A 15,119-nucleotide genomic window follows, 5' to 3' on the forward strand; every position below is an offset into this window, starting at 1 on the left:
ATTTTATATTCATTTTAATGAGGGAGTGATGTCATACGATAATGCGCTTGAAGGACATATTTTGAGTATTCTGCATAGTCAGGAAATCTCTGAGCAGGCTGATTTACAAAACAGCCTCAAAGAGAGAGGTTATGATATTCCTCAAGCTACTCTATCGCGACGATTAAAAAAATTAAAAATAGCGAAAGTAGCGGGTGTTTATCGTGTGGTTGATTTTAATAGTCCAACGTTGCCCTTGGTGCTTAATTTGCAAGTTTCTGATTTCGGGCTTATCGTTTTACATACACATCCTGGTAGTGCAAGCAGTCTTGCTTCTTTTCTTGATAAAAAATATGTCTCTTTTTCACTGCAGCAAGAAAATCTCTGTGGAATTTTGGGGACGATTGCCGGAGATGACACCGTAGCTTTAATTATTAAAAGCCAGCCTGATACACAAAAAGTATTAGAGCTGCTGCAGGATGACTTTCCCTATTTAAAAACGCCTTAGTGCTTACGTTTTGCGAGAAGATGCTTTTCAATGTTTTGAATTCAAAGGGATTTAATTTCTTCATTAACGCTAGGTTTACCCTAACCCTAAAAAAAGCCCTCAGACTGTTGCTGCCAAAGGGAATAAAAAATCCCTTTCCGTTTTAATAAAGCTTGGTGAGTACCCATCTCTACCACTTGCCCGTCTTGCAATACGATTATTCTGTCCATTTGTTTTAAGGTAGATAAACGATGAGCGATGACAACCGCTGTTTTATCTTGGATTAAAGTATTGAATGCCTGTTGTATAGTTGCTTCTGTTTCAGAGTCTAAGGCGGATGTGGCTTCATCTAATAATAAGATGGGCGCGTCTTTTAAGATAGCCTTTGCGATGGCAATACGTTGACGTTGTCCTCCGGATAGACGAGTACCTTGTTCACCAACGATAGTATCAAACTGATCAGGGAGAGCTTTTATAAAAGATAAACAATTGGCTTCAGAGCAAGCCTTTTCAATGGCTTCCTGCGATTTTTCGCCACAGCCATAGGTAATATTCTCTTTAAGCGTGCGATTAAAAAGACGAAGATCTTGAGGCACAAAGGCAAGGTGAGCATGTAAGGTTTGGATATCTACTTCTTGAATGTCTGTATTACCAATCAGGATTTGCCCGCTATTAGGTTGATATAACCGCAGGAGAAGTTTCAGAAGTGTTGATTTTCCAGCCCCCGAAAGACCAACGATCCCTACTTTCTCAGCGGGTGCTATCTCTAAAGACAAGTTGCGAATCACTGGTGAATGAGGACGATAATAAAAACTGACATTTTTAAAACTAATACTACTCCCTTTAAGTTTAGTCGATAATTTTTTTATAACTTTAGGTTCAACGCTATCAATCAAACTGTATCCATCTTGAACTTTCCCTAAATTTTTATGAAATTCAGCGATAGTCGATCCTAAATTAAAAAAAACGCCTGAAATGTTAAATGTCAAACTGAATACAAAAGCAAAATCCCCAAGACTTACAGTTCGCAACCAAAAACCATACAGCAGAGTCGCCATGGTTGCTAAAACAAACAGGTCAGTACAGAGACCTTGTTTAAATCGGGAGCGCTCTAAAAACATTCGTAGTTTAATATACCGTTCTGACATGTAATCGGTTGACTGTTTTAACCGTTCCTGTTCTTGAATTTGGGATGAATGCGTTAATACAGTCTGCATATTCATCAAAGTATCAGTGAGATTAGCGCTTAATTGACTTTGCGAATTGGCATAGGATGCAGCATATTGACTTGATAATTTAGAGCTTTTGTAAGTCAAATAAATGACAGAACCTGCCCATGTCCAGAATAGCAAGGACAGTAAAGGGGTAATAAATGACATAATAATGCCAGCCAAAGTGACTGCAATAATCTGTGGCATGATAATAATGAAAAAACTGGTTATGAGAGGGTCAAGTCCAGTTAAAACGTTATTGATTTTGCCACTCAATGCGCCTGAAGCCTGTTGATCAAAATAATCGAGAGGTTTGCGACAGAGGTAAGAAAAAAGCTCAGCAACAGCAAGAGACTGGCTTTGGGCTAGTCCTTCCGTATAGTTTTTTGTGATTAAATAATAATTACAATTTCTTAAAAATTGCACCAAAAAAAAAGCTAATCCGGATAAAATAACTGGTATATAGTTTTGTGCTGCTGACGAAACGATTGCTTTCAATTGATCAATTATCAATCCTAGAAGTAAAGGCGCAATAGGAAAGGTGAACGCCCAGAATAAGCTACCGGCGATTAGGAGGCTTGCTGCTTTTTTATTATTTTTATAGAAGTCTTTTATAAAAAATAAAAATGACTGTTTCATATTACCTTATTTGGACCGTCCTTGTTTTATCATACAGTAGCACCTTAAGTGATTTCCAATGTGAGAAGGATAAAATTTTCAAGAAGTGAACCCAACTCGTTATTAATTACTATTCCCATGTCATTAAAAAGCCAGTAAAGATAGCGCATTGCAGTAACCTTATCTTTTTTATGAGTGACTACACGCTTAGAAAAATGTGAATAAAGCAAGTGCTGCTGATAAGCCTCAGAGTTAATTTCTTGGGTTAATACTTGCTTATAAAAGTGATCAAGCATGCTACTATGACAATGTGTTTTAATGTATTGGCGAGCATGACGAAGCGATTTAGTGACTTCTTGATCCCATTCTTTAATTGCAACGCTGGCTTTTTTGAATTCAGTATAAGTAATTGGTTCTTCGAGATAGGATAACCAGCAGCAAAATAACAATAAGTTGATATTCACACCCTTGCTGTTTTGTAACAATAAACAATATTTTTTAATGTCTGGGTGCTGATAGACCTTAAGTGAAAATTGCCAAAAAGGATTATTTTTCTCCGTTGGGAGGTCTGAAGGAGGCTTATCATATGTCATTTGAAATTCCTATAAAGGCTTGACTAAACGCTAGAAGCACGAAAGACGGTTAGACCTTGAGAGCGAAACCAATCATCTTCGGCGACAGCATAGGGATGTAATTCCGGGATAGCATGGATGGTTTCATACCCACTGGTCACAAAATAGCGCTTGCCCCAAAAATAAAACTCTTTAATATCCCTGGATGGAGTTATCAAAATCTTCCCATGTGGGACGAGCTTAAAGAGTTGCTCCATGAACGCTACTATTTCTCCTTTTTTCTCAATCCCATTTTTTACACCTAGGAGATAGGGAATAAATGCGGTATCGAAAAGGGGTTGTGGCGAAGATTTTGTTAACTGTTCAATTTCGCCGACTTGAAACTGGATGTTTTTATTTAATTCAAAATGCTCTTGAGCGTTTTCTTCCAGCGCTTTACGAACAAGGCTTAGCATGTAAAAAAGATAAGAACGCCGCAGCAATTGAGGATTGATTATCCAACCTATTAAATGGACGTATTTTCCAACAGGTAATTTTAGTAAAGGAGGGTACCAACGGGTGAGAGCTGACAATAATTCACCAATAGATGGATACGGTTTTTTCTCTGAGTCGAATTCTCGATAGTGATAAAATTTTTTAAATGCCTTCATCCAAGTAATAGTAACCGGGTCTTTATCATAAACAGTGATTGATTTTGCACCTGCATTCGCCAATAAAAAGCTACTGTTTCCATAACCGGGGATAACTAAGACATCTTTATTTTCAATATCAGGACGTAGGTCATACTGTTTATTTCTATGCCCAGACAATCTTGACGATAAATACCTTTCTGCACCCATGGGATAAATTTGTACTTCCTTGTTATCGGTTAACCGTGTAACACGTTGTTCGCTTAACCATTTTATTTCCTGGGCGCTTAAACTGATTGGGGGTATTGTCATATTAATTTTTATCTCAAATTGGTATGCGCATCAAAAAAAAGAAGGTGCTGGATAAAAGAAAGTTGCCTCATGCTTATTATAAAATAAATTAGTTATATACGAATTAGGGATGGCTTGAAATGGTTTGATAGATGCTAAATCATTTTTGCCTTGTAATTTAATAGTAAAAATCAGTTGTTTTGCTTTTCCGGATTCTATCCATTTGTTAATCAGTGTATAGGCTCGCTCAGGATAGCAGGCAACATCAGAGAGTACCCAATCATAGCGTCTATCCAACTGGGCGGGTTCAAGAGCAAAAGCACTTTGTTGTATAAAATTGACGTTAGAAAGCGTGGCGATTTTGATATCCAAAGGCGCTTTATCGATAGCAGTAACGTTAGCTCCTAAAGAATGCATGACATAAGTCCAACCACCAGGAGAAGCTCCCAAATCCAAAGCCCATTCTCCCGGTATAGGATGTTTTTCTAATAAAGTTAGGGCTTCCCAAAGTTTTAAATAAGCCCGGTTAGGTGGATTTATCTTGTCTTCAATAAAAAAGCACTGTCCCTGGGGCCATTTTTTTAGGCGTTGGACACTATAAACGAGCGTGTGTTGATCCAACAAACTAAAACAACCAATCGAGGGGATTTCAGTCACGGGAAAATGGCGCAGAAGAAGTGGACATTTACGCAATTGCTCCTCGATTAGGCGTGAGCGTCTGATATGTGCAATTGGATGCAAATACCAAAATTTACCCGCTTGCCGTAGAATTTTCACAGCTTCAGAAATGGATTGAAATTTTACAAATTGTGGTTCTAGCCAAATATCTTGGGCAAAACATGCTTTAAAGTATTTACGAGGTGAGAAAACCAAATTTTCAATAACTGCTGTAACCTCACCTACTTCTTCGCAAAGCGTATGAAGAAATTCTGGTTTTGCCACATAGATGGCAGCAATATTATTTTCTATATTCACATCAATTTTGTTGGCCAAATTGCAAATTATAATTTATGTGATTTATTCCCACAATGATGCAAAGCAAAAGCCACATGTCATTGAATTACAATTTTAAAAAATGAGTCTTTTTAAATTAAAATACATTGAGACGATGATTCATTTTCTTCGGTTTTAGGTTGGGGCATTAATTTTTGATCTTTGTACATATCCTGATAAATAAGTAAGGCGGATTGTAAAAGATTGTTCGCTAAAGTCTGTTTATTATTCTTTTCATTAAAATTTATTGAATTTTTTGTAAGTAAGTACTTACAAGCAGCATGTTTTCTACTCAAAGAGGGTGATTGATCGAAGGTCCCTAAAGTAGCAGAAGAATAGGCTGCGCCCATCGATAGGTCATTAAGATAATTCAAGGTATCCTGAAGGGTTTCATCATTTAGATAACTCAACAAACTTTTGGCCCGGGCATGAAAAAGATAATCATCCCGAGCAAAAACTTGTTCCAGCATTCTTTTAAATGGTTGAACATGTTCTCCAAAGTAGAAGGCTGGAAATTTAGCTAGAACGGTTTTTTCAAGACATTGCAATTCTTGCAACTCCTTCTCCCACGTAATGATTTGCACGGTTAATGGAGATACTGAAGAGCCTATAGAGGCAGAGAACCGGGTAAGTGTGTGCTGTAAGCTTGAAATAGAGGTGAGGGAGCGCAATTGTGTAAGCAATTCTTTGGCGAATGAGAGAATCTCTTTATTGCTTTCCTGGTTAATAAGCAGCCTTAATCTATGAATATAATTATCAAGTAAATCACTAACCATAACCACCTCAACCGCTAATCACGCAAGCCGACTCCTTTCTTCAATAAAACCATGTTAAGAGCAGCAAGTAAAATAACTATTATGCAAATGATGACCATTGCGGTCAAGATATTTACTTCTTGTTGGCCAATCATCGCATAACGCAGGGCATTTACCATGTAAAGAATAGGATTAAAATGTGAAACAGTACGCCAAAAGGGGGAAAGCATATCCGTGGCATAAAATACCCCCCCTAAATAAGTTAGTGGGGCAAGGACAAAGGTGGGAATGATCATGACATCGTCAAAATTACGGGCTACCATTGCATTGGTAAAACCCGCAAGAGAAAATAGCGCCGATACCAATAAAACAACAAATATACTGAGTATAAGATTGGTAAATTCAATGGTTAAGAAAAAACAGGAGACGAGATAAACTAGAATAGCAACGATGAAACCCCGCAGTACACCACCCAGAACATAACCTAATAACAAGAGACCATCATGCATGGGACTAACCAGTATTTCTTCTATGCTTTTCTGGAAACGTACACTAAATAATGAGGTTGATACATTACTATAAGCGTTAGTAATAACAGACATCATGATTAGACCAGGAGCGATAAACTCAGGATAGCTCACGCCTTGTATAGCACCAATACGTTGACCAATCAGACTGCCAAAAATTAAAAAGTACAAGGCGGTTGTAATAACCGGCGGCAGAAATACCTGGCTTGCTATGCGAAACATTCTGACCAATTCCCGTTTAACGAGAGTATAGAGAGCGATAGTTTGCTTTTTAATGGCCATGGTTAATAAGATCCAAAAAAAGTTCTTCCAAGCGGTTTGTTTTGTTACGCATACTTTGAATGCTAAGACCATGCTTGGTGAGTTCAGCAAAAACATCATTCAAGGCCCATCGGTTATCGACGCGCAATTCAAAGGTATTATTGTCAATTAACGTGACAACAAAAGGTTCCATCTGAGGAAGCTTCTGAATGGGTGTTAAGGTATTAAAAACAAACGTTTGATGGGTTAAAGACTTTAATAAACTTTTCATTGACGTATTCTCAATGATTTGCCCTTGATCAATGATGGCAATGTGTTTACAGAGCTGCTCAGCCTCTTCCAGATAATGCGTCGTTAAAATAATAGTGGTCCCTTCTTCATTGGTGCGGGTTAAAAAATCCCACATACTGCGGCGAATTTCTATATCAACGCCAGCTGTAGGCTCATCAAGAATTAAGACTTTAGGTTGATGGATTAAAGCTCGGGCAATCATTAAGCGACGTTTCATGCCGCCTGATAAATGTCTAACGATAGTATTTCTTTTTTCCCATAAACCCAATTGTTGCAGTAATAATTCAGCACGCAAGCTTGCTTCCCGTGCTGGAATCCCATAAAACCCTGCTTGATGAATGAGAATTTGCTCGCAAGTTTCAAAGATGTTCAAGTTAAATTCTTGTGGCACCAAACCAAGGCAGGCTTTGGCGGCTTCTGGATTTTCATCTAGATCATAATCATGTATACGAATATTACCCGATGTTTTAGTGAGCAAAGTCGTAATGAGGCCTATCGTTGTTGACTTTCCAGCGCCATTGGCCCCAAGTAATGCAAAAAAGTCCCCTTTTTTTACCGATAAATCAATGCCCTTAAGTGCTTCAACACCATTGCTATAAACTTTTCGTAATTGATTAATTTCCAGGGCGTACATACAATTTATTGAGAGAAAAAACTCGATTATACACGAGAAATGAAACCCTCAAACAATCTTGGCTATATTGTCAGGTCAATGCATCTAAATAAATCTTATAAAAATAAAAAATATTTACCTTCCAGGTATACATGAATGTCGTGCATAAATCACGTCAAGTGGGCTTTATATGCAAATTAGGGATTTAAAAGCAATACAAAGGTTGTAAAAGTTGAGACAACATCTAAAATTTTAAAAGGATCTATGCAAAAGCATTCAGATGGATACCATACAAGGAATAATAAAATGAACACGAAAAATACCACCAATGTCGCTCATTTAATGATTAAATGTTTAGAAGAGGAGGGTGTTGAATATATTTTTGGATTGCCTGGCGAAGAAAATATAGATTTTATTGAAGCGCTTTCCAGTTCAAAAAAAATTCGGTTCATTTTAACGCGTCATGAACAGGCTGCTTCTTTTATGGCTGATATCTATGGGCGGTTAACAGGAAAACCAGGGGTTTGTCTGGCAACGTTAGGCCCTGGAGCTATCAATCTTTTATTGGGTACGGCAGATGCTAATTTGGATAGTTCGCCATTAATTGCAATTGCTGCTCAGGCTTCTTTGGATCGATTAAATAAAGAATCGCATCAGATTATTGATTTAAATCGATTGTTTGCACCGGTGACTAAATGGAATGCCATGATTTCCTTGCCTTCTGTTGCCCCTGAATTGATACGCAAAGCGTTTAAACTTGCGCAATCAGAACGAAGTGGTGCTGTAGCCCTTATTCTTCCTGAAGATGTTGCAAAACAAAGTGCTTCTGGTCAGCCACTAAAACCACAATGGCCAAAACAAACCATGCCTAATTTGGATCAAATAAAAAAAGCCGCTGATTATATAAATGAAGCGAAAAGAGCCATTATTTTGGCTGGAGCAGGTGTTTATCGCCATCATGCTGAAGAAGCGCTGACTCGTTTTGTTAATCAAACTAAAATTCCTGTAGCAATGACGTTTATGGCAAAGGGTGTTGTTCCTGCTGATAACCCTTTAGTGGTTGGGACTATTGGGTTTATGCGACACGACTACAGTAATTTTGGTTTTGATGACGCCGATGTGGTTATTACGGTTGGTTATGACCTGGTTGAGTATTCGCCAAAATCATGGAATCCAGAATCTAATAAAAAAATTATTCATATTCATGGTATTGTGGCGGAAGTAGATAGTCATTATTCATTGGCAGTAGGTATTGAAGGAAGCATTACTGCTGCGCTGGATACACTGGCAAAAGAAATCAAGCCCCATGATCACCGCACAAAAGATACGCAGGCCTTGCGTGCCATGCTCCAAAAAGAAGTCACTGATCATGAAAATGATGATGCTTTCCCCTTAAAACCACAACGCATTATTGCTGATTTACGTAAAGCCATGGCTGAGTCTGATATTGTGCTTTGTGATACCGGCGCGTTAAAAATGTGGATGGCGCGTCTTTATCCTTGTTATCAATCCAATACTTGTATTATTTCCAATAGCTTGGCTACCATGGGATTCACTTTGCCAGGAGCCATTGCGGCCAAACTCGTTCATCCAGGTAGAAAAGTGGTGGCAGTGATGGGGGATGGTTCATTTTTGATGAATTCGCAAGAAATCGAAACCGCCAAACGTGAAAAAATTCCATTCGTGATTCTGATTTGGCGCGATGAAGCCTATGGTCTTATACAATGGAAACAGGATCTAGAGTTCGGACACTCAGCTCACGTGAGGTTTACCAACCCTGATTTTGTAAAATATGCAGAAAGTTTTGGCATTAAGGCCTATAGCATAAAAGCGGCCAAGGATTTATTACCGACACTGCAGTCAGCTTTGGCCAGTAATGAACTTGTCCTCATTGATTGCCCCGTGGACTATTCTGAGAATGTTAAATTGACTGATAAATTGGGTCATTTAACGGGAACAATTTAAGGGTGAGCATATGCCCTGCTTTTTATCCAGCCAGTCAGACTGTAACGGGTTTTTTTTGTTTCATGAACTTCATGGGGTAAGTCGCTGGTAAAACATACAAAGCGATTGCCCTGTGGCAAAATACGTGCAAGCTGATGGTTATCACCATTATAGAGGATTAATTCGCCTGAATATTCTTTAGTCCAATTTTTATTCAAATAGTAAACACAAGAGATACGTCTGCTTTTTGTGGTGGCGAATTGATCAACATGTTTTCTATAAAAAGTACCGGGTTGATAAATTGCAAAATGCATTTCAAATTCAACGAGGCCTAAAAAAAATCGTTGGTTCAGCCTGTTTGCGATGTCTTTAATTTTTGTAAGAAAAGCAATGGCCGCCGGATTATCTTGAGGTTCATCAAGCCAACAAATTTCATCTGTTCGTATTAAATTATTACGGACAGCACTTTGTGTTTGGCCTATTTTGGCTTGTCTAAATTGGCCATCGTGATAAAAAGATTCAGCCATCGCTCTTAAGGTTTGAAAATGAGAGGGTTCGAGAAAATTATCAATAATGTGGAAACCAAATTGATGAATATCCTCTTCAAGAGTATTTATATTTAAAATAGCATTAATTTCAACACCTCCTATTGCTCTAACAACATTTGGCGATGGCGCCAATCGGGTAAAAATTTATCCATTAGCGTATAAAATCGTTTGTTATGATTTTTTTCTATTAAATGAATCATTTCATGAATAACAACGTATTCAAGACATGCCAAAGGTTTCGTCATCAAGCGCAAATTTAGCCAAATGCGATGTGCGCTAATATTACACGATCCCCAGCGGGTTTTCATACTTTTAATACCCCATTCCTTAACTTGCACACCAAGAATAGGTTCCCATTGATGAATCAGGTCTGGCAGTAGTGACTTCATTTCTTGCCTGTGCCAATTTTGAATAAGTTTCTCTTTTTCTTCGCGAGTGGCATTTGCGCTGGCAAAACAGTGAATCTGATCATTCACCACGCTAACTTGTGAACGCGTGTTTTGTGGTAAATTAATGAGGGTATAGGCTTTTCCTAAAAAATAGAGTTGTTCACCCGTGTTATAGCTAAGCGGTGGGTGTTGCGCTCTAAGTTGTTTTCGCTGATGATGGATCCAATTTATTTTTGCCTGTATTTGAGCACGAATAGTATCCAAACGATAGCGTAAAGGTGCACTTACTTTCACTTGTCCATCAGGAGGATAAATGCGTAAGTGTAAATTTTTGATAGGTTTTCGTGAGATTTCAACGATAATGCCATCAATTTCAATGGTATGTTTATTCATAGAAAATAATATCGTTTACAATGGAAAGGTATAATAACATTGCTAATCTAAAACTTTTATAAAAGGATGGTAGAGTTATGCAACCCCAAATCGTGTTAATCACTGGTTGTTCAAGCGGTATAGGCTATGATACTGCTTTGGCTTTATTACAACGAGGGCACCGCGTATTTGCAACTTGCCGCAAGGAAGAGGATGTAAAACGATTAAAATCTTTAGGCTTGGACGCTGTACAAATGAATATGGATGATACCCATTCCATTACGCTCGCTTTTTATGAAATTATCAAGAAAACCTCAGGCCGCTTGGATGTTTTAATTAATAATGCGGGTTACGGCCAAGCCGGCGCATTAGAGGATGTGCCGCGTGAAGCTTTACGTTCTCAATTTGAAACCAATGTCTTTGGTTTGATGGATTTAACGCGTTTAGCTATACCTATCATGCGTAACCAGGGACATGGGCGGATTATTAATATTAGTTCCATTTTAGGCTTAATTAGCATGCCGTTTCGCGGTGCTTATAATGCGTCCAAATATGCAGTAGAAGGTTTAAGTGATACGCTGCGGCTAGAGCTTAAGCCTTCCGGAATAAACGTAATCACGATTGAACCTGGACCGATTGAAAGCCGTTTCAGGGATAATGTGATAGAAAACTCCCTAAAAAAAATTAACCGTGAGCAAAGTCATTTTCAAGCGCAATACCAGTTTATGTTGGGAGATTATCGAAACAACAAAAAGCAATCTGTTTTTACGCGCGGGACAGATGCTGTCATCAGCAAAATTATGCATGCTATTGAGTCACGCAGGCCAAGAATGAAATATCGTGTGACCTTCCCAGCACATCTTTTTGCCATTTTAAAGCGTGTTTTAAGTGTGAGATTGCTTGATGCAGCCCTTGCCTATGTATCCAAAAAGGAATTAAATCAAGTGGGTACTAAACGTAGTTAATAACCCATGTTATAGGGGTTATTCGGGAAAAGATAAAAAGCGATCGGCAGGAATACAAGGACTATCAATGTATTCGCCATTGATTTTTAATACCATGTTCACATTGGCTCTTTGATAACGAGCCAACACCTCATATTGAGCTTGGCTAATATAAAGTCGGGTATTGCCGCAATAAACTAAAGAGTAAGAAGAGGGTGCCGGTTTTACACGAGCAGGTAAGTCGCATTCCCAGCGAAAACGGGTCAAGTCACAATTTGCAAAAGCACTACTTAGTGGCAATATGAATAATATTGTGGCTATACTCAAATTTTTCATGTTACCACTCCGCTGATTGTTTTTAACATTATCGTCGGCATTAAGAAATTCTTTAGACAAAAGGAGGTGCCATGCAAGCTACGGAAAGGTATCTGGAATTGTTAAGGCAAGGGGATTATTTAGGTGCGCTTCAATGGTTGAAATGTTTGGTTGAGCATTACTCTGTGGCGGATTGTGATGCTGATACACTGTTGCAGCTTGCTATTTTTGAGTTGGTTCAGCATGGTTTTTCCTCTGACGATTTTTTGCATATCGAATTATTGTACACCTTGCTTTATGAACAAGTGCCACCTTTTGTAGAGCAAATTGGTTATTATGCAACCGTTTTTTGTAATGCCGCGATGCAATGTCTGGTTTTTGAAGAAAATGATTTACTTAAGTTTTATAAAACCCCCCAATCTTTGGATGCTAAAGCTATCAATGAATGGATGCAACGTAATCCTCCGGAGTTTGATTCAGCAAAAAATAGTAGCTTATTAATGGAAAAATTCACGGCATTAGACAAATCTGTTTTTAATTTAAAAAAACAAGCTCAAATTATCCGTAATAAAATAAATTACATCTTGCAATGTCAAGCTACTCTTAAAGAGTATGTAATAAAATTGGCAAATTCTGAGGATAAAGAGGGATTTTATCCTGTGCGGCAAGGTTTAATAAATTCGTTGTATAGCTTTATCATGGAAAAGACAATGATCACTCCAGATGTCATTGAAACATTAAATTGTTTTGCTGAAAAAGTTTTAAAAATGGAGCCTTACCCTTGGGAAAAAGAAATTTTAGAAAAACTAATTATAAAGAATAAAGAATCTTTCTTTTCTTCATTTTTTGACCTTTCCGCAGGAAAGTTGCAATTTTTCGTGGTTAAGGTGATCAGTTCGATTTTACCTGTCGTGGAGGGTGAACATTCGGAGCATTCTCCACGCCCTGAATAATCGCTTCATGTGCAAGTAAATTGATTTTATATTGCAGCGCGTCAATGCGCCCCATATAGCCGCCTTGGCTATTTTTGCCGATGACTCGGTGACAGGGAATAAATAAAGCGATGGGGTTGCTTTTGCAAGCTTGGCCAATAGCCCGAGGGCTGGATTGTAACGTGGCTGCTAACTCCCCATAAGTTATTGTACGGCCGACTGGAATTACCAATAGGGCGTTCCAAACTAATTGTTGATAGGGGGTGCCTTGAGGTTTTAAAGCTAATTGAAAGCGATGATTAGGATTATTGAAATAATTCTCTAATTCTTTAGTAATTAGGGCTGTTAATTGATTAGTGTTAGCGCTGAATTGAGGGGATTCAGTAAAGGTTACATGGTAAACATAATGCTCATCATATTCAACTTCAAGCCAACCTACAGGTGTATTGAAAGGAGTTGTGATGAGCATTGAATTTAATTAATCTTCTTTTTTAGTAGTCAATTTTTCTTTAATACGTGCTGCACGGCCAGCCAGATCACGCAAATAATACAGTTTTGCACGACGTACATCACCACGGCGCTTAACAATAATACTGTCAACGATTGGGCTATAAGTTTGGAAGACACGCTCAACGCCAACACTGTGGGAAATTTTGCGTACAGTAAAAGCAGAGTTCAAACCGCGGTTTCTTTTAGCAATCACAATACCTTCAAAAGCCTGTAAACGCTCACGAGTACCTTCTTTCACTTTTACCTGGACTAAAACAGTATCACCTGGACTAAAATCTGGAATGTTTTTACCTTGCATTTGCTCAGCATTTAATTGATCAATAATGTTGCTCATGGTCACTCCTCAAATTGGTCATTCCTTCAGCAGGAAGTCCCGTGTTCGTTTTTAAACTCGATAAGCAATTGCTTATCTGTATCACTTAACTCAATTTGTTCTAATAAATCCGGGCGTTTAAGCCAGGTTTTACCAAGACACTGTTTTCGGCGCCAGCGTTCAATATCTCGATGATTACCACCCAGCAAAACAGGTGGCACATCAAGACCATTTATTGAGGCTGGTCTTGTGTAGTGGGGGCAATCAAGGAGGCCGTTCATAAATGAATCTTGCTCAGCTGATCTTAAATGCCCTAAGCTACCCGGTATGAGACGAATAATCGCATCAATAAACACCATGGCTGCTAATTCACCGCCACTTAACACAAAATCACCTAGCGACCATTCTTCATCCACATGATGAGTAATGATGCGCTCATCTATTCCTTCATACCGTCCTGCCACAAAAAGCAGCGACTGTTTTTTATTGACCACCTGATTCAAATCAGATTGTCGAATATTTTTACCTTGCGGACTTAAGTATATGGTCTTGCAAGAGGCAGGCATATTACTCTTTGCATGATTAATTGCACCATGCAAAGGTTCATAAAGCATTACCATGCCTGGTCCACCGCCGTAAGGTTTATCATCAACTTGCCGGTATGGCCTTGGTGCCCATTCTCGTGGATTCCAGTAGTCTACCTTCACTAAGCCTTGTTCAATTGCCCGCCCCACAACGCCATGTTTTAAAACATCAAACATTTCGGGCATCAGGGTTATTACACCCAAATGTAACATCATTAAAATTCCGCGTCCCAGTCAACAGTAATAATACGCCGGCTGGGATTTATGTCAGCGACAAACTGACCTGGCAAATAGGGTACCAAATGCCGTTTTTCGCCTTCAATTATTAAAACATCATTGGCACCAGTAGGCATAATTTCCACTACTGTGCCAAGCAATGTCCCTTGCTGGTTAACTACTTGCATACCAACTAATTCATGCCAGTAGTACTCTCCCTCTTCCAAGGCGGGTAACTGAGCACGACTAACAGCAATCTCCACGTTTGTCAGTGCAGCTACTTGCTCACGCTCACTATAACCGGCAACTTGCGCAAGAATGAATTTTTCATTCATTTCTACATGCAAGAGTTTAAGTGGCTGCCATTGCTTATTAATGTAAGCCTGCCAATCCGTGTAGCGTAAAATATTATCGCGCGGGTCCGTAAAAGAATGTACTGTAATAAATCCTTTAATCCCATGTGGGCGACCAAAACGACCAATAACAATTCTGTCTATAGCTTTATCCACTACTATTTAGCGTCTTGAGCGTTCTTCTTGTTGTATTCTTTAACTAATGAGCGAACACGATCAGAAAGTTGTGCTCCAACGCTTTGCCAGTGAGCTAATTTATCCATTTCCAAATGGAGACGGACTTCTTGGCCACGTGCGATTGGGTTAAAGTAACCAATGCGCTCAATGTAGTTACCATCGCGGCGTTTGCGGCTATCAGTAACAACCATATTGTAAAAAGGACGCTTTTTTGCGCCAGCTCGTGATAAACGTATAACTACCATTATGTCCTCTACTTTAAGAGTGTTTACGTAAAAATGCCGTGTATTGTACG

19 protein-coding genes are annotated in these 15,119 nt (G+C 38.7%); 4 read left to right on the forward strand and 15 right to left on the reverse strand.

The window, feature by feature from the left end:
- Nucleotides 1-28 precede the first annotated feature (28 nt).
- Nucleotides 29-487: an arginine repressor gene (locus Ljam_RS11270; RefSeq protein WP_058450116.1), complete on the forward strand. Its 459-nt coding sequence runs from the start codon at nucleotides 29-31 to the stop codon at nucleotides 485-487.
- 86 nt (nucleotides 488-573) lie between these two features.
- Here Ljam_RS11270 and Ljam_RS11275 read toward each other — a convergent pair whose 3' ends face one another.
- From Ljam_RS11275 to Ljam_RS11305, 7 genes are all read right to left on the reverse strand, one after another.
- Nucleotides 574-2,316: an ABC transporter ATP-binding protein gene (locus Ljam_RS11275; protein ID WP_058450117.1), complete on the reverse strand. Its 1,743-nt coding sequence runs from the start codon at nucleotides 2,314-2,316 to the stop codon at nucleotides 574-576.
- 44 nt (nucleotides 2,317-2,360) lie between these two features.
- Nucleotides 2,361-2,888 carry a TIGR02444 family protein gene (locus Ljam_RS11280; RefSeq protein ID WP_058450118.1) on the reverse strand — a complete coding sequence of 176 codons (528 nt, stop codon included), beginning with the start codon at nucleotides 2,886-2,888 and terminating at the stop codon, nucleotides 2,361-2,363.
- Nucleotides 2,889-2,911: 23 nt separating this feature from the next.
- A complete protein-coding gene (locus Ljam_RS11285; protein ID WP_058450119.1) occupies nucleotides 2,912-3,808 on the reverse strand; it encodes a hypothetical protein in 897 nt (298 codons plus the stop codon).
- A 30-nt stretch (nucleotides 3,809-3,838) separates the two neighbouring features.
- Complete coding sequence (locus tag Ljam_RS11290) at nucleotides 3,839-4,756, reverse strand: SAM-dependent methyltransferase (protein ID WP_058450807.1); 918 nt, start codon at nucleotides 4,754-4,756, stop codon at nucleotides 3,839-3,841.
- A 116-nt stretch (nucleotides 4,757-4,872) separates the two neighbouring features.
- Nucleotides 4,873-5,556 (reverse strand): hypothetical protein, encoded by a 684-nt coding sequence (locus Ljam_RS11295; RefSeq protein ID WP_058450120.1) that lies wholly within the window; start codon nucleotides 5,554-5,556, stop codon nucleotides 4,873-4,875.
- 14 nt (nucleotides 5,557-5,570) lie between these two features.
- Entirely contained in the window at nucleotides 5,571-6,344 is a 774-nt protein-coding gene (locus tag Ljam_RS11300; protein WP_058450121.1) for an ABC transporter permease, read from the reverse strand.
- Entirely contained in the window at nucleotides 6,334-7,248 is a 915-nt protein-coding gene (locus Ljam_RS11305) for an ABC transporter ATP-binding protein (RefSeq protein ID WP_058450122.1), read from the reverse strand. Before Ljam_RS11305 ends, Ljam_RS11300 begins: the two co-directional genes overlap by 11 nt.
- Before the next feature lie 285 nt (nucleotides 7,249-7,533).
- On the opposite strand from Ljam_RS11305, the gene Ljam_RS11310 reads away from it, so the two are divergent.
- A complete protein-coding gene (locus Ljam_RS11310) occupies nucleotides 7,534-9,192 on the forward strand; it encodes an acetolactate synthase large subunit (RefSeq protein WP_058450123.1) in 1,659 nt (552 codons plus the stop codon).
- Here Ljam_RS11310 and Ljam_RS11315 read toward each other — a convergent pair.
- On the reverse strand, nucleotides 9,189-9,851 hold the full coding sequence (locus Ljam_RS11315; RefSeq protein ID WP_338011348.1) for a 2OG-Fe(II) oxygenase: 663 nt from the start codon (nucleotides 9,849-9,851) through the stop codon (nucleotides 9,189-9,191). The genes Ljam_RS11310 and Ljam_RS11315 overlap by 4 nt on opposite strands.
- Nucleotides 9,818-10,501, reverse strand: coding sequence for a M48 family metallopeptidase (locus Ljam_RS11320; RefSeq protein ID WP_058450124.1), 684 nt, complete (start codon nucleotides 10,499-10,501; stop codon nucleotides 9,818-9,820). Before Ljam_RS11320 ends, Ljam_RS11315 begins: the two co-directional genes overlap by 34 nt.
- A 77-nt stretch (nucleotides 10,502-10,578) precedes the next feature.
- Between Ljam_RS11320 and Ljam_RS11325 the strand changes: the two genes are divergently transcribed.
- Nucleotides 10,579-11,445 carry an SDR family NAD(P)-dependent oxidoreductase gene (locus tag Ljam_RS11325; protein WP_058450125.1) on the forward strand — a complete coding sequence of 289 codons (867 nt, stop codon included), beginning with the start codon at nucleotides 10,579-10,581 and terminating at the stop codon, nucleotides 11,443-11,445.
- Nucleotides 11,446-11,463: 18 nt separating this feature from the next.
- On the opposite strand, the gene Ljam_RS11330 is transcribed toward Ljam_RS11325, so the two are convergent.
- Complete coding sequence (locus tag Ljam_RS11330) at nucleotides 11,464-11,760, reverse strand: hypothetical protein (protein ID WP_058450809.1); 297 nt, start codon at nucleotides 11,758-11,760, stop codon at nucleotides 11,464-11,466.
- Between the two features lie 71 nt (nucleotides 11,761-11,831).
- Between Ljam_RS11330 and Ljam_RS11335 the strand changes: the two genes are divergently transcribed.
- Nucleotides 11,832-12,692, forward strand: coding sequence for a helical bundle domain-containing protein (locus Ljam_RS11335; RefSeq protein WP_058450126.1), 861 nt, complete (start codon nucleotides 11,832-11,834; stop codon nucleotides 12,690-12,692).
- Here the strand turns inward: Ljam_RS11335 and Ljam_RS11340 are convergent.
- Genes Ljam_RS11340 through rpsP form a run of 5 tightly spaced genes read right to left on the reverse strand, consistent with a single transcriptional unit; the run spans nucleotide 12,631 to nucleotide 15,069 of the window.
- Entirely contained in the window at nucleotides 12,631-13,140 is a 510-nt protein-coding gene (locus tag Ljam_RS11340; protein WP_058450127.1) for a methylated-DNA--[protein]-cysteine S-methyltransferase, read from the reverse strand. The genes Ljam_RS11335 and Ljam_RS11340 overlap by 62 nt on opposite strands.
- 9 nt (nucleotides 13,141-13,149) lie before the next feature.
- Entirely contained in the window at nucleotides 13,150-13,515 is a 366-nt protein-coding gene (gene rplS, locus Ljam_RS11345; RefSeq protein WP_058450128.1) for a 50S ribosomal protein L19, read from the reverse strand.
- A 26-nt stretch (nucleotides 13,516-13,541) separates the two neighbouring features.
- Nucleotides 13,542-14,294 (reverse strand): tRNA (guanosine(37)-N1)-methyltransferase TrmD, encoded by a 753-nt coding sequence (gene trmD / locus Ljam_RS11350; RefSeq protein ID WP_058450129.1) that lies wholly within the window; start codon nucleotides 14,292-14,294, stop codon nucleotides 13,542-13,544.
- Nucleotides 14,294-14,803: a ribosome maturation factor RimM gene (gene rimM, locus Ljam_RS11355; RefSeq protein WP_058450130.1), complete on the reverse strand. Its 510-nt coding sequence runs from the start codon at nucleotides 14,801-14,803 to the stop codon at nucleotides 14,294-14,296. Before rimM ends, trmD begins: the two co-directional genes overlap by 1 nt.
- A gap of 2 nt (nucleotides 14,804-14,805) precedes the next feature.
- On the reverse strand, nucleotides 14,806-15,069 hold the full coding sequence (gene rpsP, locus Ljam_RS11360; RefSeq protein ID WP_058450131.1) for a 30S ribosomal protein S16: 264 nt from the start codon (nucleotides 15,067-15,069) through the stop codon (nucleotides 14,806-14,808).
- Nucleotides 15,070-15,119 lie beyond the last annotated feature (50 nt).

Source organism: Legionella jamestowniensis, assembly GCF_001467745.1.
GTDB classification, from domain to species: domain Bacteria; phylum Pseudomonadota; class Gammaproteobacteria; order Legionellales; family Legionellaceae; genus Tatlockia; species Tatlockia jamestowniensis.

Excerpts from the sequence above, each read along its gene's own strand:
- Ljam_RS11310 (WP_058450123.1), top strand. The coding sequence starts at position 7,534 with ATGAACACGAAAAATACCACCAATGTCGCTCATTTAATGATTAAATGT.
- Ljam_RS11305 (WP_058450122.1), bottom strand. The coding sequence starts at position 7,248 with ATGTACGCCCTGGAAATTAATCAATTACGAAAAGTTTATAGCAATGGT.
- trmD (WP_058450129.1), bottom strand. The coding sequence starts at position 14,294 with ATGATGTTACATTTGGGTGTAATAACCCTGATGCCCGAAATGTTTGAT.
- Ljam_RS11330 (WP_058450809.1), bottom strand. The coding sequence starts at position 11,760 with ATGAAAAATTTGAGTATAGCCACAATATTATTCATATTGCCACTAAGT.
- Ljam_RS11320 (WP_058450124.1), bottom strand. The coding sequence starts at position 10,501 with ATGAATAAACATACCATTGAAATTGATGGCATTATCGTTGAAATCTCA.
- rpsP (WP_058450131.1), bottom strand. The coding sequence starts at position 15,069 with ATGGTAGTTATACGTTTATCACGAGCTGGCGCAAAAAAGCGTCCTTTT.
- Ljam_RS11340 (WP_058450127.1), bottom strand. The coding sequence starts at position 13,140 with ATGCTCATCACAACTCCTTTCAATACACCTGTAGGTTGGCTTGAAGTT.
- Ljam_RS11275 (WP_058450117.1), bottom strand. The coding sequence starts at position 2,316 with ATGAAACAGTCATTTTTATTTTTTATAAAAGACTTCTATAAAAATAAT.
- Ljam_RS11280 (WP_058450118.1), bottom strand. The coding sequence starts at position 2,888 with ATGACATATGATAAGCCTCCTTCAGACCTCCCAACGGAGAAAAATAAT.
- Ljam_RS11285 (WP_058450119.1), bottom strand. The coding sequence starts at position 3,808 with ATGACAATACCCCCAATCAGTTTAAGCGCCCAGGAAATAAAATGGTTA.
- Ljam_RS11270 (WP_058450116.1), top strand. The coding sequence starts at position 29 with ATGTCATACGATAATGCGCTTGAAGGACATATTTTGAGTATTCTGCAT.
- Ljam_RS11335 (WP_058450126.1), top strand. The coding sequence starts at position 11,832 with ATGCAAGCTACGGAAAGGTATCTGGAATTGTTAAGGCAAGGGGATTAT.
- rplS (WP_058450128.1), bottom strand. The coding sequence starts at position 13,515 with ATGAGCAACATTATTGATCAATTAAATGCTGAGCAAATGCAAGGTAAA.
- Ljam_RS11325 (WP_058450125.1), top strand. The coding sequence starts at position 10,579 with ATGCAACCCCAAATCGTGTTAATCACTGGTTGTTCAAGCGGTATAGGC.
- Ljam_RS11295 (WP_058450120.1), bottom strand. The coding sequence starts at position 5,556 with ATGGTTAGTGATTTACTTGATAATTATATTCATAGATTAAGGCTGCTT.
- Ljam_RS11300 (WP_058450121.1), bottom strand. The coding sequence starts at position 6,344 with ATGGCCATTAAAAAGCAAACTATCGCTCTCTATACTCTCGTTAAACGG.